Source organism: Kitasatospora sp. MAP12-44, assembly GCF_029892095.1.
Classification (GTDB): Bacteria; Actinomycetota; Actinomycetes; order Streptomycetales; family Streptomycetaceae; genus Kitasatospora.
In genome coordinates, this window is record NZ_JARZAE010000004.1 from 7,894,282 (window position 1) to 7,913,280 (window position 18,999).

Annotated in this window: 1 protein-coding gene (only partly in view); it reads left to right on the top strand. The window is 72.3% G+C overall.

Going from position 1 to position 18,999, the window contains the following annotated elements; genetic code table 11:
* Nucleotides 1-18,999 carry the 5' portion of a type I polyketide synthase gene (locus tag P3T34_RS35680; RefSeq protein WP_280670366.1) on the top strand. Its footprint extends 7,608 nt past the window's final position, so 18,999 of the gene's 26,607 nt are visible here — the first part of the coding sequence; the start codon lies at nt 1-3; its stop codon lies beyond the right edge, outside the window.

The following is an 18,999-nucleotide window of genomic DNA, read 5'->3' on the forward strand; positions in this document are numbered from 1 at the left end:
ATGGCCAGCACCTCCGAAGACAAGCTCCGCGACTACCTCAAGAAGGTCACCGCAGACCTGCGGCGGACCCGGCAGCGCTTGGAGTCCGTCGAGGCCAGGCAGAACGAGCCGATCGCCATCGTCGGCATGGCGTGCCGGTACCCGGGAGGCGTCCGTTCGCCGGAGGACCTGTGGCGGCTGGTCGCGGAGGGCGGCGACGCGATCGGGGACCTGCCGGAGGACCGCGGGTGGGCCGTCGAGTCGCTCTACGACCCCGTCCCCGGCACGCCCGGCAAGAGCTACGTGCGCCACGGCGGCTTCGTGGACGGGGTGGGCGACTTCGATGCGGAGCTCTTCGGCATCGCGCCGCGCGAGGCGCTGGCGATGGACCCGCAGCAGCGGCTGCTGCTGGAGTCGGCCTGGGAGGCCATCGAGCGGGCCAGGATCAACCCGGCCTCGCTGCGCGGCACCGAGACCGGCGTCTTCATCGGCGGCGCCGACACCGACTACGGCTCGCTGGCCCGCCAGTCCGAGGAGACCGAGGGCCACCTGCTGACCGGCGGCGCGGTCAGCGTGCTCTCCGGCCGGATCTCCTACACCTTCGGCCTGGAGGGCCCGGCCGTCACCGTCGACACCGCGTGCTCCTCCGCGTTGGTGGCGCTGCACCTGGCCGTCCGCGCGCTGCGCGCCGGCGAGTGCTCGATGGCGCTGGCCGGCGGCGTCGCCGTGATGCCCACCACCCGCCTGTTCACCGAGTTCTCGCGCCAGCGCGGGCTCGCCGTCGACGGCCGTTGCAAGCCCTTCGCCGAGGCCGCCGACGGCACCTCCTGGGCCGAGGGCGTCGGCCTGCTGCTGGTCGAACGACTCTCGGACGCCCGCCGCAACGGGCACGAGGTGCTCGCCGTGGTGCGCGGCACCGCCGTCAACCAGGACGGCGCGAGCAGCCGCCTGACCGCTCCGAACGGTCCGTCCCAGCAGCGCGTGATCACCGCCGCCCTCAGCAACGCGCAACTCTCCGCCGACCAGGTCGACGCGGTGGAGGCGCACGGCACGGGCACCACGCTGGGCGACCCGATCGAGGCGCAGGCCCTGCTCGCGACGTACGGTCAGGGCCGCCCGGCCGACCGGCCGCTGCTGCTCGGCGGCATCAAGTCCAACATCGGTCACGCGCAGGCCGCGGCGGGCGTCGCGGGCGTGATCAAGATGGTGATGGCGATGCGCAACGGCGTGCTGCCGAAGACGCTGCACGTGGACGCGCCGTCCTCGCACGTGGACTGGAGCGCCGGCGCCGTCGAGCTGCTCACCGAGCGGACGGACTGGCCGGCGACGGGCCGCCCGCGCCGGGCGGGCGTGTCGGCGTTCGGCATCAGCGGCACCAACGCGCATGTCCTGCTGGAGCAGGCCGAACCCGTGGAGGCGCAGCCCGCCGAGGAACCGATGGTGGAGCCCGGCGTCGTGCCGTGGGTGCTCTCCGGGAAGACGGACGCCGCACTGCGCGGCCAGGCGGCCCGGTTGCTGACACACCTCGAGCAGGGCGCGGGCGCGCAGAGCGGCCTCGCGCTGGACGCCGGCTTTTCGTTGGTCACCGAGCGGTCGACGCTCGCGCAGCGGGCCGTCGTGCTCGCGGCGGACCGGGGGACGGCGTTGAGCGGATTGGCGGCGGTGGCTGCGGGCGAGCCGGCGGTGGGGGTGGTCGAGGGCCTGGCGCGCGGAGGGAAGTCGGCGTTCCTGTTCTCGGGGCAGGGGTCGCAGCGGCTGGGGATGGGGTGTGAACTGTACGGCCGTTTCCCGGTGTTCGCGCAGGCCTTCGACGCGGTGTGCGCGGGGTTCGACGCGTCGGTCCGTGACGTGGTGTGGGGTGCGGACGAGGAGCTGCTGAATCGGACGGACTTCGCGCAGGCGGGGTTGTTCGCGGTGGAGGTGGCGCTGTACCGGTTGCTCGAATCCTGGGGCGTGCGGCCGGACTTCGTGGCCGGTCACTCGATCGGCGAGGTGGCTGCCGCGCATGTGGCTGGGGTGTTCTCGCTGGCGGACGCGTGTGCCTTGGTGGCGGCGCGGGGGCGGCTGATGCAGGCGCTGCCGGCTGGTGGCGCGATGGTGGCGGTGCAGGCGACTGAGGACGAAGTCCTGCCGCTGATGAGCGAGTTCGTCTCGATCGCGGCGGTCAACGGACCGTCGTCGGTGGTGGTCTCTGGGGCCGAGGACGCGGTGGAGGCGGTGCGCGCGCAGTTCGCGGACCGTAAGACGACGCGGCTGCGGGTGTCGCACGCGTTCCACTCGCCGCTGATGGAACCCATGCTGGCGGACTTCCGGGCGGTGGTGGCGGGTCTGACCTTCGGCGAGCCGTCGGTGCCGGTGCTCTCGAACCTCACCGGCGCGATCGCCGCCGAGGACCAACTGTGCTCCCCGGAGTACTGGGTGAGCCATGTCCGTGAGGCGGTCCGCTTCGCCGACGGTGTGCGCACGCTGGCCGCTCAAGGCGTCGGCAGGTTCCTGGAGTTGGGCCCGGACGGCGTGCTCTCCGCGATGGCCGCGCAGTCCCTGTCGGACGGCGACACGGTGTTGGCGCCGATGCTCCGGGCCAAGCAGGGCGAGGAAGCCACCGCGCTGGCCGCCGTGGCACAGCTGTTCGTCGTGGGCCAACCGGTCGACTGGGCCGCGCTTTTCGCGGGCACCGGCGCCCGGTTGGTCGACCTGCCGACGTACGCATTCCAGCGTCAGCGCTTCTGGCCGCGGACCGGCACGGGCGCGTCCGGTGACGTCGGCGCGGCCGGCCTGGACGCGACGGACCACCCGCTGCTCAGCGCCTCCGTCGAACTCTCCGACAGCGACGGCCTGTTGTTCACCACCCGGCTGTCGGTGGAGTCGCACCCGTGGCTGGCGGACCACGTCGTGATGGGATCGGTCCTGCTGCCCGGCACCGCCTTCCTGGAGCTGGCCGTCCGCGCGGGCGACGAGGTCGGCTGCGACCTGGTCGAGGAACTGACGCTCGCCGCACCGCTGGTGCTACCGGAGCGCGGCGGCGTCCAGCTCCAACTGCGCGTCGGCGCCCCGGACCAGGCCGGCCGCCGTACCCTCGCCGTGCGCTCGCGGCCGGAGGGCGGCGACGGCGGCCCGTGGGCCCAGCACGCGAGCGGCGTGCTGGCGGCGGGGGAGCGGACCGGCGACTTCGACGCCTCCGTCTGGCCCCCGGCCGGCGCCGAGGCGGTGGACCTGACCGGCCTCTACGAGGGCATGGCCGAGGGCGGCTTCGGCTACGGCCCGCTGTTCCAGGGGCTGCGCGCGGCCTGGCGGCGCGGCGACGAGGTCTTCGCCGACGTCGCCCTGCCCGAGGCGGGCGAGGCTTCGGCGGTGGCGTTCGGTCTGCACCCGGCGTTGCTGGACGCGGCGTTGCACGTCACCGCGTTCAACGGCCTGCCGAAGGGCGTCGTCCCGTTCTCGTGGGAGGGCGTCTCGCTGCACGCGGCGGGCGCGTCGTCCGTGCGGGTGCGGGTGACCCGGACGGGCGAGGAGACGGTCGCGGTGGCGGTCGCCGACACGGCGGGTGCGCCGGTGGCGACGGTCGACTCGCTGGTGCTGCGGGCGGTGTCCGCCGCGACGGCGGTCCGGGGCGCGGGGCGGGACTCGCTGTTCCGGGTGGAGTGGGTGGCGGTTGCTGCTGCTGAGGCTGTCTCCTCGGTTGAGGTCGAGGATCTCTCCTCCCTGGTGGATGTGCCGCCGGTGGTGGTGGTCCGGCTGTCCGGTTCCGGTGCGGTGGTGGAGTCGGTGCACGCGTTGACGGCGCGGGTGCTGGGTCTGGTGCAGGAGTGGGTGGCGGGGGAGCGGTTCGCGGGGTCGCGGTTGGTGTTCGTGACGCGTGGTGCGGTGTCGGGTGCGGATCTGGCCGGGGCTGCGGTGTGGGGTCTGGTGCGGTCGGCGCAGTCGGAGAACCCGGGCCGCTTCGGCTTGGTGGATGTGGACGGTGACGCGGACTACGTCTCCGGGGTGTTGGGGTCGGAGGAGCCGCAGTTGTGGGTGCGTGGCGGCGAGGTCCTGGCGGCGCGCCTGGCGCGGGTGCCGGCGTCGGATGCTGCCGCAGCGGCCTGGGACGGCGAGGGTACCGTGCTGGTCACCGGCGGCACGGGTGGTCTGGGCCGGGTTGTCGCGCGTCACCTGGTCACTGAGCACGGTGTCCGTAGTCTCCTGCTGGTCAGCCGTCGCGGCCCTGCGGCGGAGGGTGTCGCCGAGCTGGTGGCCGAGCTGGCCGCCCTCGGTGCTGAGGTGCTCGTCGAGGCGTGCGACGTGGCGGACGCCGCTGCGGTGACGGACCTGATAGCCCGCCACCCGGTGCGCGCGGTGGTGCACACGGCCGGCGTGCTGGACGACGGTGTGGTGTCGGAGCTGACGCCCGAGCGGCTGGCGGGCGTGCTGCGGCCCAAGGTGGACGCGGCATGGAACCTGCACGAGGCGACGCGGGAGCTGGAGTTGACGGCCTTCGTGCTGTTCTCGTCGGTCTCCGGCATCTTCGGTGGGCCCGGTCAGGGCAACTACGCTGCTGGCAACACCTTCCTGGACGGCCTGGCACAGCACCGCCGAGCACAGGGTCTGCCGGGCGTCTCGATGGCGTGGGGTCCGTGGAGTCCGGACGGCGGCATGATCGGCACGCTCTCCGAGATCGACATCCAGCGCATCGCCCGGACCGGCATGCCCGAACTCTCGGCCGCGGACGGCGTGGCGCTCTTCGATGCCGCGATGGCGGCCTCGGCCGGCTCGGGCGCCTTGGCCGGCTCGGCGGCACAGGCCGTCGTGCTGCCCGTGCGGTTCGACCTCGCGATGCTGAAGGCCCAGGACGAGATCCCGACGCTGCTGCGCGGACTCGTCCGCAGGCGGGCCCGCCGCTCGGTGGTGGAGGCGGGATCGGCCGCTGCGGCCGGGCTGCTCCAGCGCCTGTCCGGGCTGTCCGTGGTCGAGCGGCGCGAGGTGCTGCTCGACCTGGTGCGTGGCCAGATCGCGCTGGTGCTTGGCCACGGCGGCGTGGCGGATGTCGATCCGACGCGGGCGTTCCAGGATCTCGGGTTCGACTCGCTGACGGCGGTCGAGCTGCGCAACCGGCTGAGCAAGGCCTCCGGCCTGCGGCTACCGGCGACGGTGGTCTTCGACTACCCGAGCGCCGACGTGCTGGTGGGCTACCTGCTGGACGGACTGTTCGGCAGCGAGGCCGAAGTATCCATGCCCGTACGGGCGTTGCCGTCGGTCGTGGACGACCCGGTGGTGATCGTCGGGATGGCCTGCCGCTACCCCGGCGGTGTCGAGTCGCCGGAGGACCTGTGGCGACTGGTCTCGGACGGTGTGGACGCGATCGCGGGCTTCCCGACCGACCGCGGTTGGGATGTGGAGGCGCTCTACAACGCCGATCGCGGCGTGCCGGGCACCTCGTACACGCGCTCCGGCGGCTTCCTCTACGAGGCCGGGGACTTCGACGCGGACTTCTTCGGGATGAGCCCTCGGGAGGCGCTGGCCACGGACGCCCAGCAGCGGTTGCTGCTGGAGACGACCTGGGAGGCGATCGAGGGCGCGGGCATCGACCCGGTGTCGCTGCGCGGCAGCCAGACCGGTGTTTTCGCGGGTGTGATGTACACCGACTACCGGGACACGCTTGCCGGCGACGAATTCGAGGGCTTCCGCGGCAACGGCAGTGCGCCGAGCATCGCGTCCGGTCGGGTGTCGTACACGCTGGGCCTGGAGGGCCCTGCCGTGACGATCGACACCGCCTGCTCGTCGTCCCTTGTCGCTCTGCACTGGGCGGCGCAGGCGCTGCGTTCGGGTGAGTGCTCGCTCGCGGTGGCCGGTGGTGTGACGGTGATGTCGACGCCGGGGACGTTTGTGGAGTTCTCGCGGCAGGGCGGTCTGTCGGCCGACGGTCGGTGCCGGTCGTTCTCGGAGGCGGCGGACGGTGTGGGCTGGGCCGAGGGTGTCGGCATGGTGGTGCTGGAGCGTCTGTCGGACGCGCGGCGCAACGGGCACCGGGTGTTGGCGGTGGTGCGGGGTTCGGCGGTCAACCAGGACGGCGCGAGCAACGGGTTGACGGCGCCGAACGGTCCCTCGCAGCAGCGGGTGATCCGCCAGGCGTTGGCCAGCGGTGGGCTGTCGACGGCCGACGTGGACGTGGTGGAGGCGCACGGGACGGGGACGACGCTGGGTGACCCGATCGAGGCGCAGGCACTGCTCGCGACCTACGGTCAGGATCGTGAACACCCGTTGTTTCTCGGCTCGTTGAAGTCGAACATCGGCCACACGCAGGCGGCGGCGGGTGTTGCGGGTGTGATCAAGATGGTGCTGGCGATGCGGCACGGCGTGCTGCCGCGCACGTTGCATGTGGACTCGCCGTCCTCGCACGTGGACTGGTCGGCCGGTGCGGTCGAGCTGCTGACCGAGCCGGTGGTGTGGCCGGCGGGTGCGGGTCCGCGTCGTGCGGGTGTGTCGTCCTTCGGGATCAGCGGTACCAACGCGCATGTCGTGCTGGAGCAGGCCGAGTTCGAGCCTGTGGTGGAGGCGGCGTCGGTCGAGGCCGGTGTGGTGCCGTGGGTGCTTTCGGGTCGCACGGAGTCCGCATTGCACGCTCAGGCCGCACGGCTGCTCGCGCACGCCGGAGACCTCGAACCGGCCGACGTGGGCCGCTCGTTGGTCACCTCGCGGTCGCTCTTCGCGCACCGCGCGGTGGTCGTCGCGGCGGACCGCGCCGAGGCGTTGAGCGGGTTGGCGGCGGTGGCTGCGGGCGAGCCGGCGGTGGGGGTGGTCGAGGGCCTGGCGCGCGGAGGGAAGTCGGCGTTCCTGTTCTCGGGGCAGGGGTCGCAGCGGCTGGGGATGGGGTGTGAACTGTACGGCCGTTTCCCGGTGTTCGCGCAGGCCTTCGACGCGGTGTGCGCGGGGTTCGACGCGTCGGTCCGTGACGTGGTGTGGGGTGCGGACGAGGAGCTGCTGAATCGGACGGACTTTGCCCAGGCGGGGTTGTTCGCGGTGGAGGTGGCGCTGTACCGGTTGCTCGAATCCTGGGGCGTGCGGCCGGACTTCGTGGCCGGTCACTCGATCGGCGAGGTGGCTGCCGCGCATGTGGCTGGGGTGTTCTCGCTGGCGGACGCGTGTGCCTTGGTGGCGGCGCGGGGGCGGCTGATGCAGGCGCTGCCGGCCGGTGGCGCGATGGTGGCGGTGCAGGCGACTGAGGACGAAGTCCTGCCGCTGATAAGCGAGTTCGTCTCGATCGCGGCGGTCAATGGGTCGATGTCGGTGGTGATCTCGGGGGCCGAGGACGCGGTGGAGGCGGTGCGCGCGCAGTTCGCGGACCGTAAGACGACGCGGCTGCGGGTGTCGCACGCGTTCCACTCGCCGCTGATGGACCCGATGTTGGAGGAGTTCCGCGCGGTTGTAGAGGGCCTGGCATTCAACATGCCCACTCTGCCTGTCGTCTCGAACCTGACGGGCGAACTCGCCACGGCGGAGCAGCTGTGCTCCCCGGAGTACTGGGTGAGGCACGTCCGCGAGGCGGTCCGCTTCGCGGACGGTGTGCGCACACTGACCGCTCAAGGCGTCGGCAGGTTCCTGGAGTTGGGACCGGACGGTGTGCTCACCTCGCTTGCTCAGGAGTCGGCGGGCGAGGACGCCCTGCTTGTCCCGTTGCTGCGCAAGAACCGGGACGAGGAGGCCACCGCTGTCCACGCGATGGCTGCCCTCCACGTACACGGCGCGAAGGTCGACTGGACGGCACTCCTTGCCGGAACCGGTGGCGGCCGGGTCGAGTTGCCGACGTACGCGTTCCAGCACCAGCGCTTCTGGCCGGCCGGCCCGGTGCGGAGCGCCGGTGACGTCCGTTTCGCCGGCCTCACGTCGGCCGAGCACCCGCTGCTCGGCGCGGCCGTCGAGCTGGTCACTGCGGACGGATACCTGTTCACGGGTCGCCTGTCGGTGGAGTCGCATGCGTGGCTGGCGGATCACGTGGTGCTGGGTTCGGTGCTGGTGCCGGGGACGGCGCTGGTCGAGCTGGCCCTCAGGGCAGGCGACGAGGTCGGGTGTGACCTGGTGGAGGAGTTGACGCTTGCCGCGCCGCTGGTGCTGCCGGCTGCGGGTGGTGTGCGGGTGCAGGTGTGGGTCGGTGAGCTGGACGGTTCGGGTCGTCGGGCGGTGACCGTCCACTCGTGTGTCGACGGTGCGTCCGAGCAGGTGTGGACGCTGAATGCAAGTGGTGTGCTGGGAGCAGCCGTTGCGGCGCCGGTGGCGTTCGACGCGTCGGTGTGGCCGCCGGTTGGTGCGGAGCCGGTGTCGGTGGAGGGTGCGTACGAGGGACTCGCGGAGGCCGGGTTCGGCTACGGCCCGGTGTTCCAGGGCCTGCGGGCGGTGTGGCGACGCGGGGACGAGGTGTTCGCGGACGTTGCGCTGCCGGACCGCGCCGAGGGCGGCGCGTTCGGCCTGCACCCCGCGCTCTTCGACGCTTGCCTGCACGCGTCGGTCTTCCTCAAGGGTGACGCGCAGGGCCAGGGCGGCAGCGTGCCGTTCTCGTGGACCGGGGTGTCGCTGCACGCGGCGGGCGCCTCGGCGGTGCGGGTGCGGCTGAGCCGTTCGTCGGGCGGAGCGCTGTCCGTCGCGATCGCCGACACGGCGGGTGCGCCGGTGGCGTCCGTCGAGTCGCTGCTGGTCCGCCCGATTTCCGCCGGGCAGCTGGGGGCGACCGATGCGCTGGGTCGGGACTCGCTGTTCCAGCTGGAGTGGGTGGCGGTTGCTGCCGCTGAGGCGGTCTCCTCGGTTGAGGTCGAGGATCTCTCCTCCCTGGTGGATGTTCCGCCGGTGGTGGTGGTCCGGGTCTCTGGTTCCGGTGCTCTCATCGAGTCGGTGCACGCGTTGACGGCGCGGGTGCTGGGTCTGGTGCAGGAGTGGGTGGCGGGGGAGCGGTTCGCGGGGTCGCGTCTGGTGTTCGTGACGCGTGGTGCGGTGTCGGGTGCGGATCTGGCCGGGGCTGCGGTGTGGGGTCTGGTGCGCTCGGCGCAGTCGGAGAACCCGGGCTGCTTCGGCCTGGTGGATGTGGACGGTGATGCGGACGACGCCTCCGGGGTGTTGGGGTCGCAGGAGCCGCAGTTGTGGGTGCGTGGCGGCGAGGTCCTGGCGGCGCGGCTGGCGCGGGTGGCGGCGTCCGATGCTGCCGCAGCGGCCTGGGATGGCGAGGGTACGGTGCTGGTCACCGGTGGCACGGGTGGTCTGGGCCGTGTCGTCGCCCGTCACCTGGTGGTGGGGCACGGTGTCCGTAGTCTGCTGCTGGTCAGTCGTCGCGGTCCTGCGGCGGATGGTGTGGCGGAGCTGGTGGCCGAGCTGGCCGCCCTCGGCGCCGACGCGGTCGTCGAGGCGTGTGACGTGGCGGACCCGGACGCCGTCACGGCTCTGGTGTCCCGTCACCCGGTGCGCGCGGTAGTGCACACGGCCGGCGTTCTGGACGACGGTGTGGTGTCGGCGTTGACGCCCGAGCGGCTGGCGGGCGTGCTGCGGCCCAAGGTGGACGCGGCGTGGAACCTGCACGAGGCAACGCGAGACCTCGCGCTGTCGGCCTTCGTCGTCTTCTCCTCGGTCGCGGGGACCTTCGGAAGCGCGGGCCAGGCGAACTACGCCGCCGCCAACGCCTTCCTGGACGCGCTCGCCCGCCACCGCCAGGCGCAGGGCCTGCCGGGCCTCTCGCTCGCCTGGGGCCCCTGGGCACAGACCGCCGGCATGACCGGCAGCCTGAGCGAGGCCGAGGTCGAGCGCATCACGCGTCTGGGCATGCCGCCGATCTCCCCCGAGCACGGGGTGGCGCTGTTCGACGCGGCGTTGTCCGGCGGTCAGCCGGCGGTCCTGCCGGTCCGGCTCGACCTTGCTGCGCTGCGGGCGCAGGGTGAGGTGCCGCCGCTGTTGAGTGGCCTGATCCGGACGCGTACGCGACGGGTGGCCGGCGCGGGTGCGGGTGCTGCTGCCGACCTGACGCGTCGCCTGTCCGGGCTGTCCGTGGTCGAGCGGCGTGAGGTGCTGCTCGACCTGGTGCGCGGCCAGATCGCGCTGGTGCTTGGCCACGGCGGTGCGGCGGACGTCGAGCCGACGCGGGCGTTCCAGGATCTCGGTTTCGACTCGCTGACGGCGGTCGAGCTGCGCAACCGGTTGGGCACGGTGACGGGCCTGCGGTTGCCGGCGACGGTGGTCTTCGACTACCCGAGTGCGGACGTGCTGGTGGGCTACCTGCTGGATGAGTTGCTCGGTTCGGAGGATGAACTCGCGATACCCGTACGGGCGTTGCCGTTGGTGGCGGACGACCCGGTGGTGATCGTCGGGATGGCCTGCCGCTACCCCGGCGGTGTCGAGTCACCGGAGGACCTGTGGCGACTGGTCTCGGACGGCGTGGACGCGATCTCCGGCTTCCCGACCGACCGTGGCTGGGACGTGGAGTCGCTCTACAACGCCGACCGCAACGTGGCGGGCACCTCGTATACGCGCTCCGGCGGCTTCCTGCACGACGCCGCCGAGTTCGACCCCGAGTTCTTCGGGATGAGCCCCCGGGAGGCCCTGGCCACCGACACCCAGCAGCGGTTGCTGCTGGAGACGACCTGGGAGGCGATCGAGGGTGCGGGCATCGACCCGGTCTCGCTGCGCGGCAGCCAGACCGGCGTCTTCGCCGGCGTCATGTACAACGACTACGCCAACCTGCTCGGTGCACCGGAGTTCGAGGGCCAGCAGGGCAGTGGCAGTGCGCCGAGCATTGCGTCCGGTCGGGTGTCGTACACGCTGGGCCTGGAGGGCCCTGCCGTGACGATCGACACCGCCTGCTCGTCCTCCCTCGTCGCTCTGCACTGGGCGGCGCAGGCCCTGCGTTCGGGTGAGTGCTCGCTCGCGGTGGCCGGTGGCGTGACGGTGATGTCCACTCCGCAGACGTTCGTCGAGTTCTCGCGGCAGGGCGGTCTGTCGGCCGACGGTCGGTGCCGGTCGTTCTCGGAGACGGCGGACGGTGTGGGCTGGGCCGAGGGTGTCGGCATGGTGGTGCTGGAGCGTCTGTCGGACGCGCGGCGCCACGGGCACCGCGTGCTCGCCGTGCTGCGCGGCAGCTCGGTCAACCAGGACGGCGCCTCCAACGGCCTGACGGCGCCGAACGGTCCGTCCCAGCAGCGGGTGATCCGCCAGGCGTTGGCGGCTGCCGCTCTGTCGACGGCTGACGTCGATGCGGTGGAGGCGCACGGGACGGGGACGACGTTGGGTGACCCGATCGAGGCGCAGGCGCTGCTCGCGACCTACGGTCAGGATCGTGAACGTCCGCTTCTCCTGGGCTCGTTGAAGTCGAACATCGGCCACACTCAGGCGGCGGCGGGTGTGGCGGGTGTGATCAAGATGGTGATGGCGATGCGCCATGGCGTGCTGCCGCGCACGTTGCATGTGGACGCGCCGTCCTCGCACGTGGACTGGTCGGCCGGTGCGGTCGAGCTGCTGACCGAGCGGACGGACTGGCCGCAGGGTGCGGGTCCGCGCCGCGCGGGTGTGTCGTCCTTCGGCATCAGTGGGACGAACGCTCATGTCGTCCTGGAGCAGGCCGAGTTCGAGCCCGCTGTCGAGGCGGCGTCGGTCGAGGCCGGTGTGGTGCCGTGGGTGCTGTCGGGTCGTACGGAGTCCGCCTTGCGCGCTCAGGCCGCACGCCTGCTCGCGCACGCCGGGGATCTCGAACCGGTCGACGTGGGCCGCTCGTTGGTCACCTCGCGGTCGCTCTTCGCGCACCGCGCGGTGGTCGTCGCGGCGGGCCGCGCCGAGGCTCTGCTCGCGCTGTCGGCGCTCGCCGCCGGCGAACCGGTCGCCGGGGTGGTCGAAGGGTTGGCGCGTGGAGGAAAGTCCGCGTTCCTGTTCTCCGGTCAGGGCTCGCAGCGGCTCGGGATGGGGCTTGAACTCCACAGCCGTTTCCCGGTGTTCGCGCAGGCCTTCGAGGCCGTGTGCGCGGGCTTTGACGCACCCGTCCACGAGGTCGTGTGGGGCGAGGACTCGGAGCTGCTGAACCGGACGGACTTCGCCCAGGCGGGGCTCTTCGCCGTCGAGGTGGCGTTGTACCGGTTGCTGGAATCCTTCGGCATCCGGCCGGACTTCGTGGCCGGCCACTCGATCGGCGAGATCGCTGCCGCGCACGTCGCGGGGGTGCTCTCGCTGGTGGACGCCTGCGCGCTGGTCGCAGCCCGTGGTCGCCTGATGCAGGCGCTGCCTGCCGGTGGCGCGATGGTCGCGCTGCAGGCAACGGAGGACGAAGTCCTGCCGCTGCTCACCGAGTTCGTCTCCCTCGCCGCCGTCAACGGCCCGTCCTCCGTGGTGCTCTCCGGCACCGAGGACGCCGTGAACGGTGTCCTGGCCCGCTTCGCGGACCGCAAGACGAACCGCCTGCGGGTGTCGCACGCCTTCCACTCCCCGCTGATGGACCCGATGCTGGAGGACTTCCGGCAGGTCGTCGCCAGCCTCGCGTTCAACGCGCCCACCCTGCCCGTCGTCTCGAACCTGACCGGCGAACTCGCCACGCCCGAGCAGCTCCGCTCCCCGCAGTACTGGGTGGACCACGTCCGCCACGCCGTCCGGTTCGCCGACGGCATCCGCACACTGACGGCTCAAGGAGTCGCCCGATTCCTGGAGTTGGGCCCGGACGGAGTCCTCTCCGCGATGGCCCAGGAGTCGGCCGCCGAGGACGCGCTCTTCGCTCCCGTCCTGCGCAGGAACAGGACCGAGGAGGTCGCGCTCGTCGAGGCCGTCGCCGGCCTGCACGTCGCTGGCGGCAAGGTCGACTGGACGGCCCTCTTCGCCGGAACCGGTGCCCGCCAGGTCGAGTTGCCGACCTACGCGTTCCAGCGTCGGCGCTTCTGGCCGGCCGGCTCCGCGCTGCGCGGCGGCGACGTCCGCTTCGCGGGCATCGAATCGGCCGAGCACCCGTTGCTCGGTGCGGCGGTCGAACTGGCGGGTGACGACGGTGTGCTGCTCACCGGCCGCCTGTCGGTGCAGTCGCACCCGTGGCTGGCGGACCACGTGGTCAAGGGCACGGTGCTCGTGCCGGGTACCGCGTTGCTCGAGCTGGCGGTCCGGGCAGGTGACGAGGTCGGCGCCGAGCAGGTGGAGGAACTGACCCTGGCAGCACCGCTGTTGCTGCCTGCGCAGGGTGGCGTTCGGGTGCAGGTGCGGGTCGGGATGCCGGATGCGTCCGGACGCCGTGCGCTCAGCGTGCACTCGCAGCCGGACGACCAGGAGCACGGCCTCTGGACGCGCCACGCGAGCGGTGTGCTGGCGGCAGACTCCGTCGAGCCCGAGTCGTTCGACGCGTCGGTGTGGCCGCCCATCGGGGCCGAGTCGGTCTCCGTCGAGGGTGCGTACGAGCGGTTCGCGGAGGCCGGGTTCGGTTACGGGCCGGTGTTCCAGGGGATGCGGGCCGTCTGGCGGCGCGGGGAGGAGCTGTTCGCCGAGGTCGCGTTGCCGGAGCAACTGGCTGACGAGGCCGGGCGATTCGGTCTTCACCCCGCCATCCTCGACGCCACGTTGCACGCCGTCATCCTGGAGAGCGGCACCGAGGACACCGTCGTCCCGTTCGCGTGGACCGGTGTGTCGTTGCACGCGGTGGGCGCGTCGGCGGTCCGGGTGCGGCTGGTGCGAGTGGGTGACGGCGGGCTGTCGCTGGCGGTGGCCGATGCGGCGGGCCGGCCGGTGCTGTCGGTGGGCTCGATGGTGGGTCGTCCGGTCTCGGCCGAGCAGTTGGACTCGGCGGATCCGTTGTTCGGGGTGGAGTGGTCGGTGGTGCCGTCGGGTGACGGTGCTGGGTTCTCGTGGGTTCGGTGGGAGGAGTTGTCGGCGTCGGGTGCGGTGCCGGAGGTGGTGGTGCTGGACTGCAGCACCGATCCGTCGGCGGATGTGCCGTCGGGGGTGCGTGCGGTGGTGCACCGGGTGTTGGGGGTGTTGCAGGCCTGGTTGGCTGATGAGCGGTTTGCGGCTTCGCGGTTGGTGGTGCTGACGCGGGGTGCGGTGGCGGTGGTCGAGGGTGCGGGTGTGGATGTGGTGCAGGCTCCGGTGTGGGGTCTGGTGCGGTCCGCGCAGGCGGAGAACCCGGGTCGCTTCCTGCTGCTGGACACCGACGCCGACACCGATGACGTCTTGATGGCTGTGGGGTTGGGTGAGCCGGAGTGTGCGGTGCGCGCCGGTGAGGTGTGGGTGCCGCGTCTGGTGCGTCTGGCGCCGGGCACCTCGGAGGTCGTGTTCGACGCCGAGGGTGTGGTGTTGGTGACGGGTGGTACGGGTGGTCTGGGCGCGGTGGTGGCTCGTCACCTGGTCTCCGCCTGCGGGGTGCGGCAGTTGGTGCTGACCAGCCGTCGTGGACTGGAGGCTCCTGGCGCACGGGAGTTGGCGGCTGAGCTGTCCGATCTGGGTGCGGGCGTCGAGGTGTTGGCGTGTGATGTGTCGGACCGTGACGCGCTGGCGGGCTTGGTGGACGGGATCGTCGCCACCCGTCCGTTGACCGGTGTCGTGCACGCGGCCGGGGTGGGTGACAATGCGCTGGTGGGTGCGCTGACGCCGGAGCGTATCGATGCGGTGTTGGCGCCGAAGGCTGATGCGGCTTGGTACTTGCACGAGTTGACGCGGGGGATGGACCTGGCGGCGTTCGTGCTGTTCTCCTCCGCCGGCGGTCTCGTTCTGACGGCGGGCCAGGGCAACTACGCGGCGGCCAACGTTTTCCTGGACGGGTTGGCGGCGCAGCGTCGTGCCGAGGGCCTGGTCGCGACCTCGATGGCCTTCGGCCTCTGGGACGCCGGCACGGGCATGGGCCAGTTCCTCACCGAGATCGACCGCAAGCGCCTGGCGAGCCAGGGCGTTCCCGTCCTCCCGCACGACACCGGCCTCGCTCTCTTCGCCGCCGGTCTCCGCTCCGAGCGCGCCACCGTGGTGCCGATCCGGGTGTATGCGGCCGCCCTGCGGTCCCGGACCGACGAGGTTCCGGCTCTGCTGCGCGGCCTGATGCCGAGGGCTCGCCGCGCTGTGGCCTCAGCCCTGCCGACGAGCTCCCTGCGCGAGCGGCTGGCCGGGCTGACGGCGGGCGAACGTGACCGTGCCGTACTCCAGTTGGTGCGTGCGCAGGTCGCCACCGTCCTCGGGCATGCCTCGGCCGAGGCGATCGAGCCGGACCGGGCGTTCCAGGAACTCGGCTTCGACTCCCTGGCCGCCACCGAACTGCGCAACCAGCTGAACATCCTCACCGGCCTGCGCCTGCCGGCCACCCTGGCCTTCGACTACCCCAACGCCCAGAGCGTCGCCGCCCACATCCTCGGGATGCTCGGCGCCACCGCCACCGCCACCGCCACTGCCACGGGCCCGGACGCACCCGTCGTGCGCGCCGTCTCGGACGACGAGCCGATCGCGATCGTCGGTATGGCGTGCCGCTACCCGGGCGGGGTGAGCAGCCCCGAGGAGCTGTGGCAGCTGCTGATGGACGGCCGCGACACCGTCTCGGACCTGCCGGCCAACCGCGGTTGGAACATCGAGGACCTCTACGACCCCGAGGTGGGCAAGGAGGGCAAGAGCTACACGCGTCGGGGCAGTTTCCTGCACGACGCGGCGCAGTTCGACCCGGCCTTCTTCGGCATCTCGCCGCGCGAGGCGCTGTACATGGACCCGCAGCAGCGGCTGCTGCTCGAGGCCTCCTGGGAGGCGCTGGAGCGGGCGGGCATCGACCCGGGCTCGCTCACGGGCAGCCGGACCGGCGTGTACGCGGGTGTGATGTACCACGACTACGCGCTCAACACGAACCCGTCCGGTACCAGCGGCGGCAGCGTCGTGTCGGGCCGGGTCTCGTACACGTTGGGCCTGGAGGGCCCCGCGGTCACGGTGGACACCGCCTGCTCGTCCTCGTTGGTCGCGCTGCACCTGGCGGCGCAGGCTCTGCGCACGGGTGAGTGCTCGCTCGCGCTGGCCGGCGGTGCCACGGTGATGTCCACGCCGGGGATGTTCATCGAGTTCAGCCGCCAGCGCGGGCTCTCCGCGGACGGGCGCTGCAAGGCGTTCGCCGGTGCGGCGGACGGTGTCGGCTGGTCGGAGGGCGTCGGTGTGCTGCTCGTGGAGCGGCTGTCGGACGCGCTGCACAACGGGCACCAGGTGCTCGCGGTGATCCGCGGCTCGGCCGTCAACCAGGACGGCGCCAGCAACGGTTTTGCCGCGCCGAACGGTCCGTCCCAACAGCGGGTGATCCGCCAGGCGTTGGCGGCCGCCGGTCTGTCGACGGCCGACGTCGACGCCGTGGAGGCGCACGGGACGGGCACCACTTTGGGCGACCCGATCGAGGCGCAGGCGCTGCTCGCGACCTACGGGCAGGACCGACCGGACGACCGACCCCTTCTCCTCGGGTCGATCAAGTCCAACATCGGCCATGCGCAGGCGGCGGCGGGTGTGGCCGGCGTGATCAAGATGGTCCTGGCGATGCGCCACGGCGTGCTGCCGCGTACCCTGCACGTCGACCAGCCCTCGCCGCACGTGGACTGGACCGAGGGCACGGTCGAGCTGCTGACGGACCGGACGGACTGGCCGGAGACCGGCCGCGCGCGGCGCGCGAGTGTCTCGGCGTTCGGCATCAGCGGCACCAACGCCCACGTGATCCTCGAACAGGGAGCGCAGCAGCCTGCGCCCGTCGGGCAGTTGACCGAGTCCCCGGGGGCGGTGCCGTGGCTGGTGTCGGCGGCGACGCCGGAGGCCCTGCGGGCCCAGGCCGACCGCCTGCTCGCGTTTGTCGAGTCCCGCCCGGCGCTGACGCCGTCGGAGACGGCCGCCGCGCTGGCGACCACCCGTGCGGCCCTCGAACGGCGCGCGGTGGTGGTCGGCACTGAACCTGCCGAGCTGCTGGACGGCCTGCGCGCCCTGGCTCGGGGCGACTCCGCACCCGGCGTCTTCACGGCGTCCGCGCGCAGCAGCGAGTCGACGGCGTTCGTCTTCTCGGGGCAGGGGTCGCAGCGGCTCGGCATGGGCCGTGAACTGTACGGCCGCTTCCCGGTGTTCGCGCAGGCCTTCGACGCGGTGTGCGCGGGGTTCGACGCGTCGGTCCGTGACGTGGTGTGGGGTGCGGACGAGGAGCTGCTGAACCGGACGGACTTCGCCCAGGCGGGGTTGTTCGCGGTGGAGGTGGCGCTGTACCGGCTGCTCGAATCCTGGGGCGTGCGGGCGGACTTCGTGGCGGGTCACTCGATCGGCGAGGTCGCTGCGGCGCACGTCGCGGGGGTGTTCTCGCTGGCGGACGCCTGCACTCTGGTGGCGGCCCGTGGCCGTCTGATGCAGGTGCTGCCTGCCGGTGGCGCGATGGTGGCGGTGCGGGCGACGGAGGACGAAGTCCTGCCGTTGCTCAGCGAGTTCGTCTCGATCGCTGCCGTCAACGGCCCGTCCTCCGTGGTGCTGTCTGGGAGCGAGGAGGCCGTGGATGCCGTCCTGGTCCACTTCGCGGACCGTAAGACGACGCGCCTGCGGGTGTCGCACGCGTTCCACTCGCCCTTGATGGATCCGATGTTGGACGAGTTCCGTGCGGTGCTGGAGGGTCTGGCGTTCAAGGCGCCGTCGCTGCCCGTGGTGTCGAACCTGACGGGTGAGGTGGCGACCGGCGAGCAGCTGCGCTCGCCGCAGTACTGGGTGGACCACGTCCGCCACGCCGTCCGCTTCGCCGACGGCATCCGGACCTTGCACGCGCTCGGTGCGACCCGGTTCCTGGAGATCGGGCCGGAGGCGGTGCTCACCGGCATGGTCCAGGACTGCCTGGACGAGGGGGCCGCCGACGCCCTGCTGGTGCCGGTCTGCCGCCGGGACCGGGACGAGGTCGGCACGCTGGTGACGGCAGTCGGACGGCTGCACACGGTCGGCGCTGCCGTGGACTGGCGCGGGCTCTTCCCCGCCGCCGGCGTCCGGCCCGTCGACCTCCCGACCTACGCGTTCCAGCGCCAGGAGTACTGGCTGGACGCCACGGGCCCGCTGGGGGACCTGAGTTCGGTCGGCGTCGGGTCGGCGGACCACCCGTTGCTGGGTGCGGCCGTCGAGCTGGTCAACACGGACGGGTACCTCTTCACCGGTCGCCTGTCCCTGGAGTCGCACCCGTGGCTCGCGGACCACGCGGTACTCGGCCGGGTGCTTGTGCCGGGCACCGGGCTGCTCGAACTCGCCCTGCGAGCCGGTACGGAGGTCGGTTGCGAGGCGGTCGAGGAACTCACGCTCGCCGCACCGCTGCTGCTGCCCGAACACGGCGGCGTGCAGGTGCAGGTGTGGATCGGTGAACCCGACGGCTCCGGCCGCCGGAGCGTGGCCGTGCACTCCCGTCCGGACGGCGGCGGGCAGAGCGAGGCGTGGGCGCGTCACGCGTCCGGCTTCCTGACGCCCGGAACTGCCGTTCCGGCAGCGGCGGGCCACCTGAGCGCTTGGCCGCCCGTCGGGGCCGAGCCGGTCTCCGTCGAGGGCGCGTACGAGGGCTTTGCAGCGGCCGGGTTCGGCTACGGGCCGGTGTTCCAGGGGATGCGGGCCGTCTGGCGGCGCGGGGAGGAGCTGTTCGCCGAGGTCGCGTTGCCGGAGCAACTGGCTGACGAGGCCGGGCGATTCGGTCTTCACCCCGCCATCCTCGACGCCTGCATGCATGCGGCGATCCTGACGAGTTCGGGCGAGACGGCTATCCCCTTCGCGTGGACCGGTGTGTCCCTGCACGCGGTGGGTGCGTCGGCGGTGCGGGTGCGGCTGTCGCGGGTGGGCGACGCCGGGTGGGCGCTGGAGGTGGCCGATGTGGCCGGCCGGCCGGTGCTCTCGGTCGGCTCGATGGTGAGCCGTCCGGTCTCGGTGGAGCAACTGGCTTCCAGTGCCGGCGGTTCGGTGGATCCGTTGTTCGGGGTGGAGTGGTCGGTGGTGCCGTCGGGTGACGGTGCTGGGTTCTCGTGGGTTCGGTGGGAGGAGTTGTCGGCGTCGGGTGCGGTGCCGGAGGTGGTGGTGCTGGACTGCAGCACCGATCCGTCGGCGGATGTGCCGTCG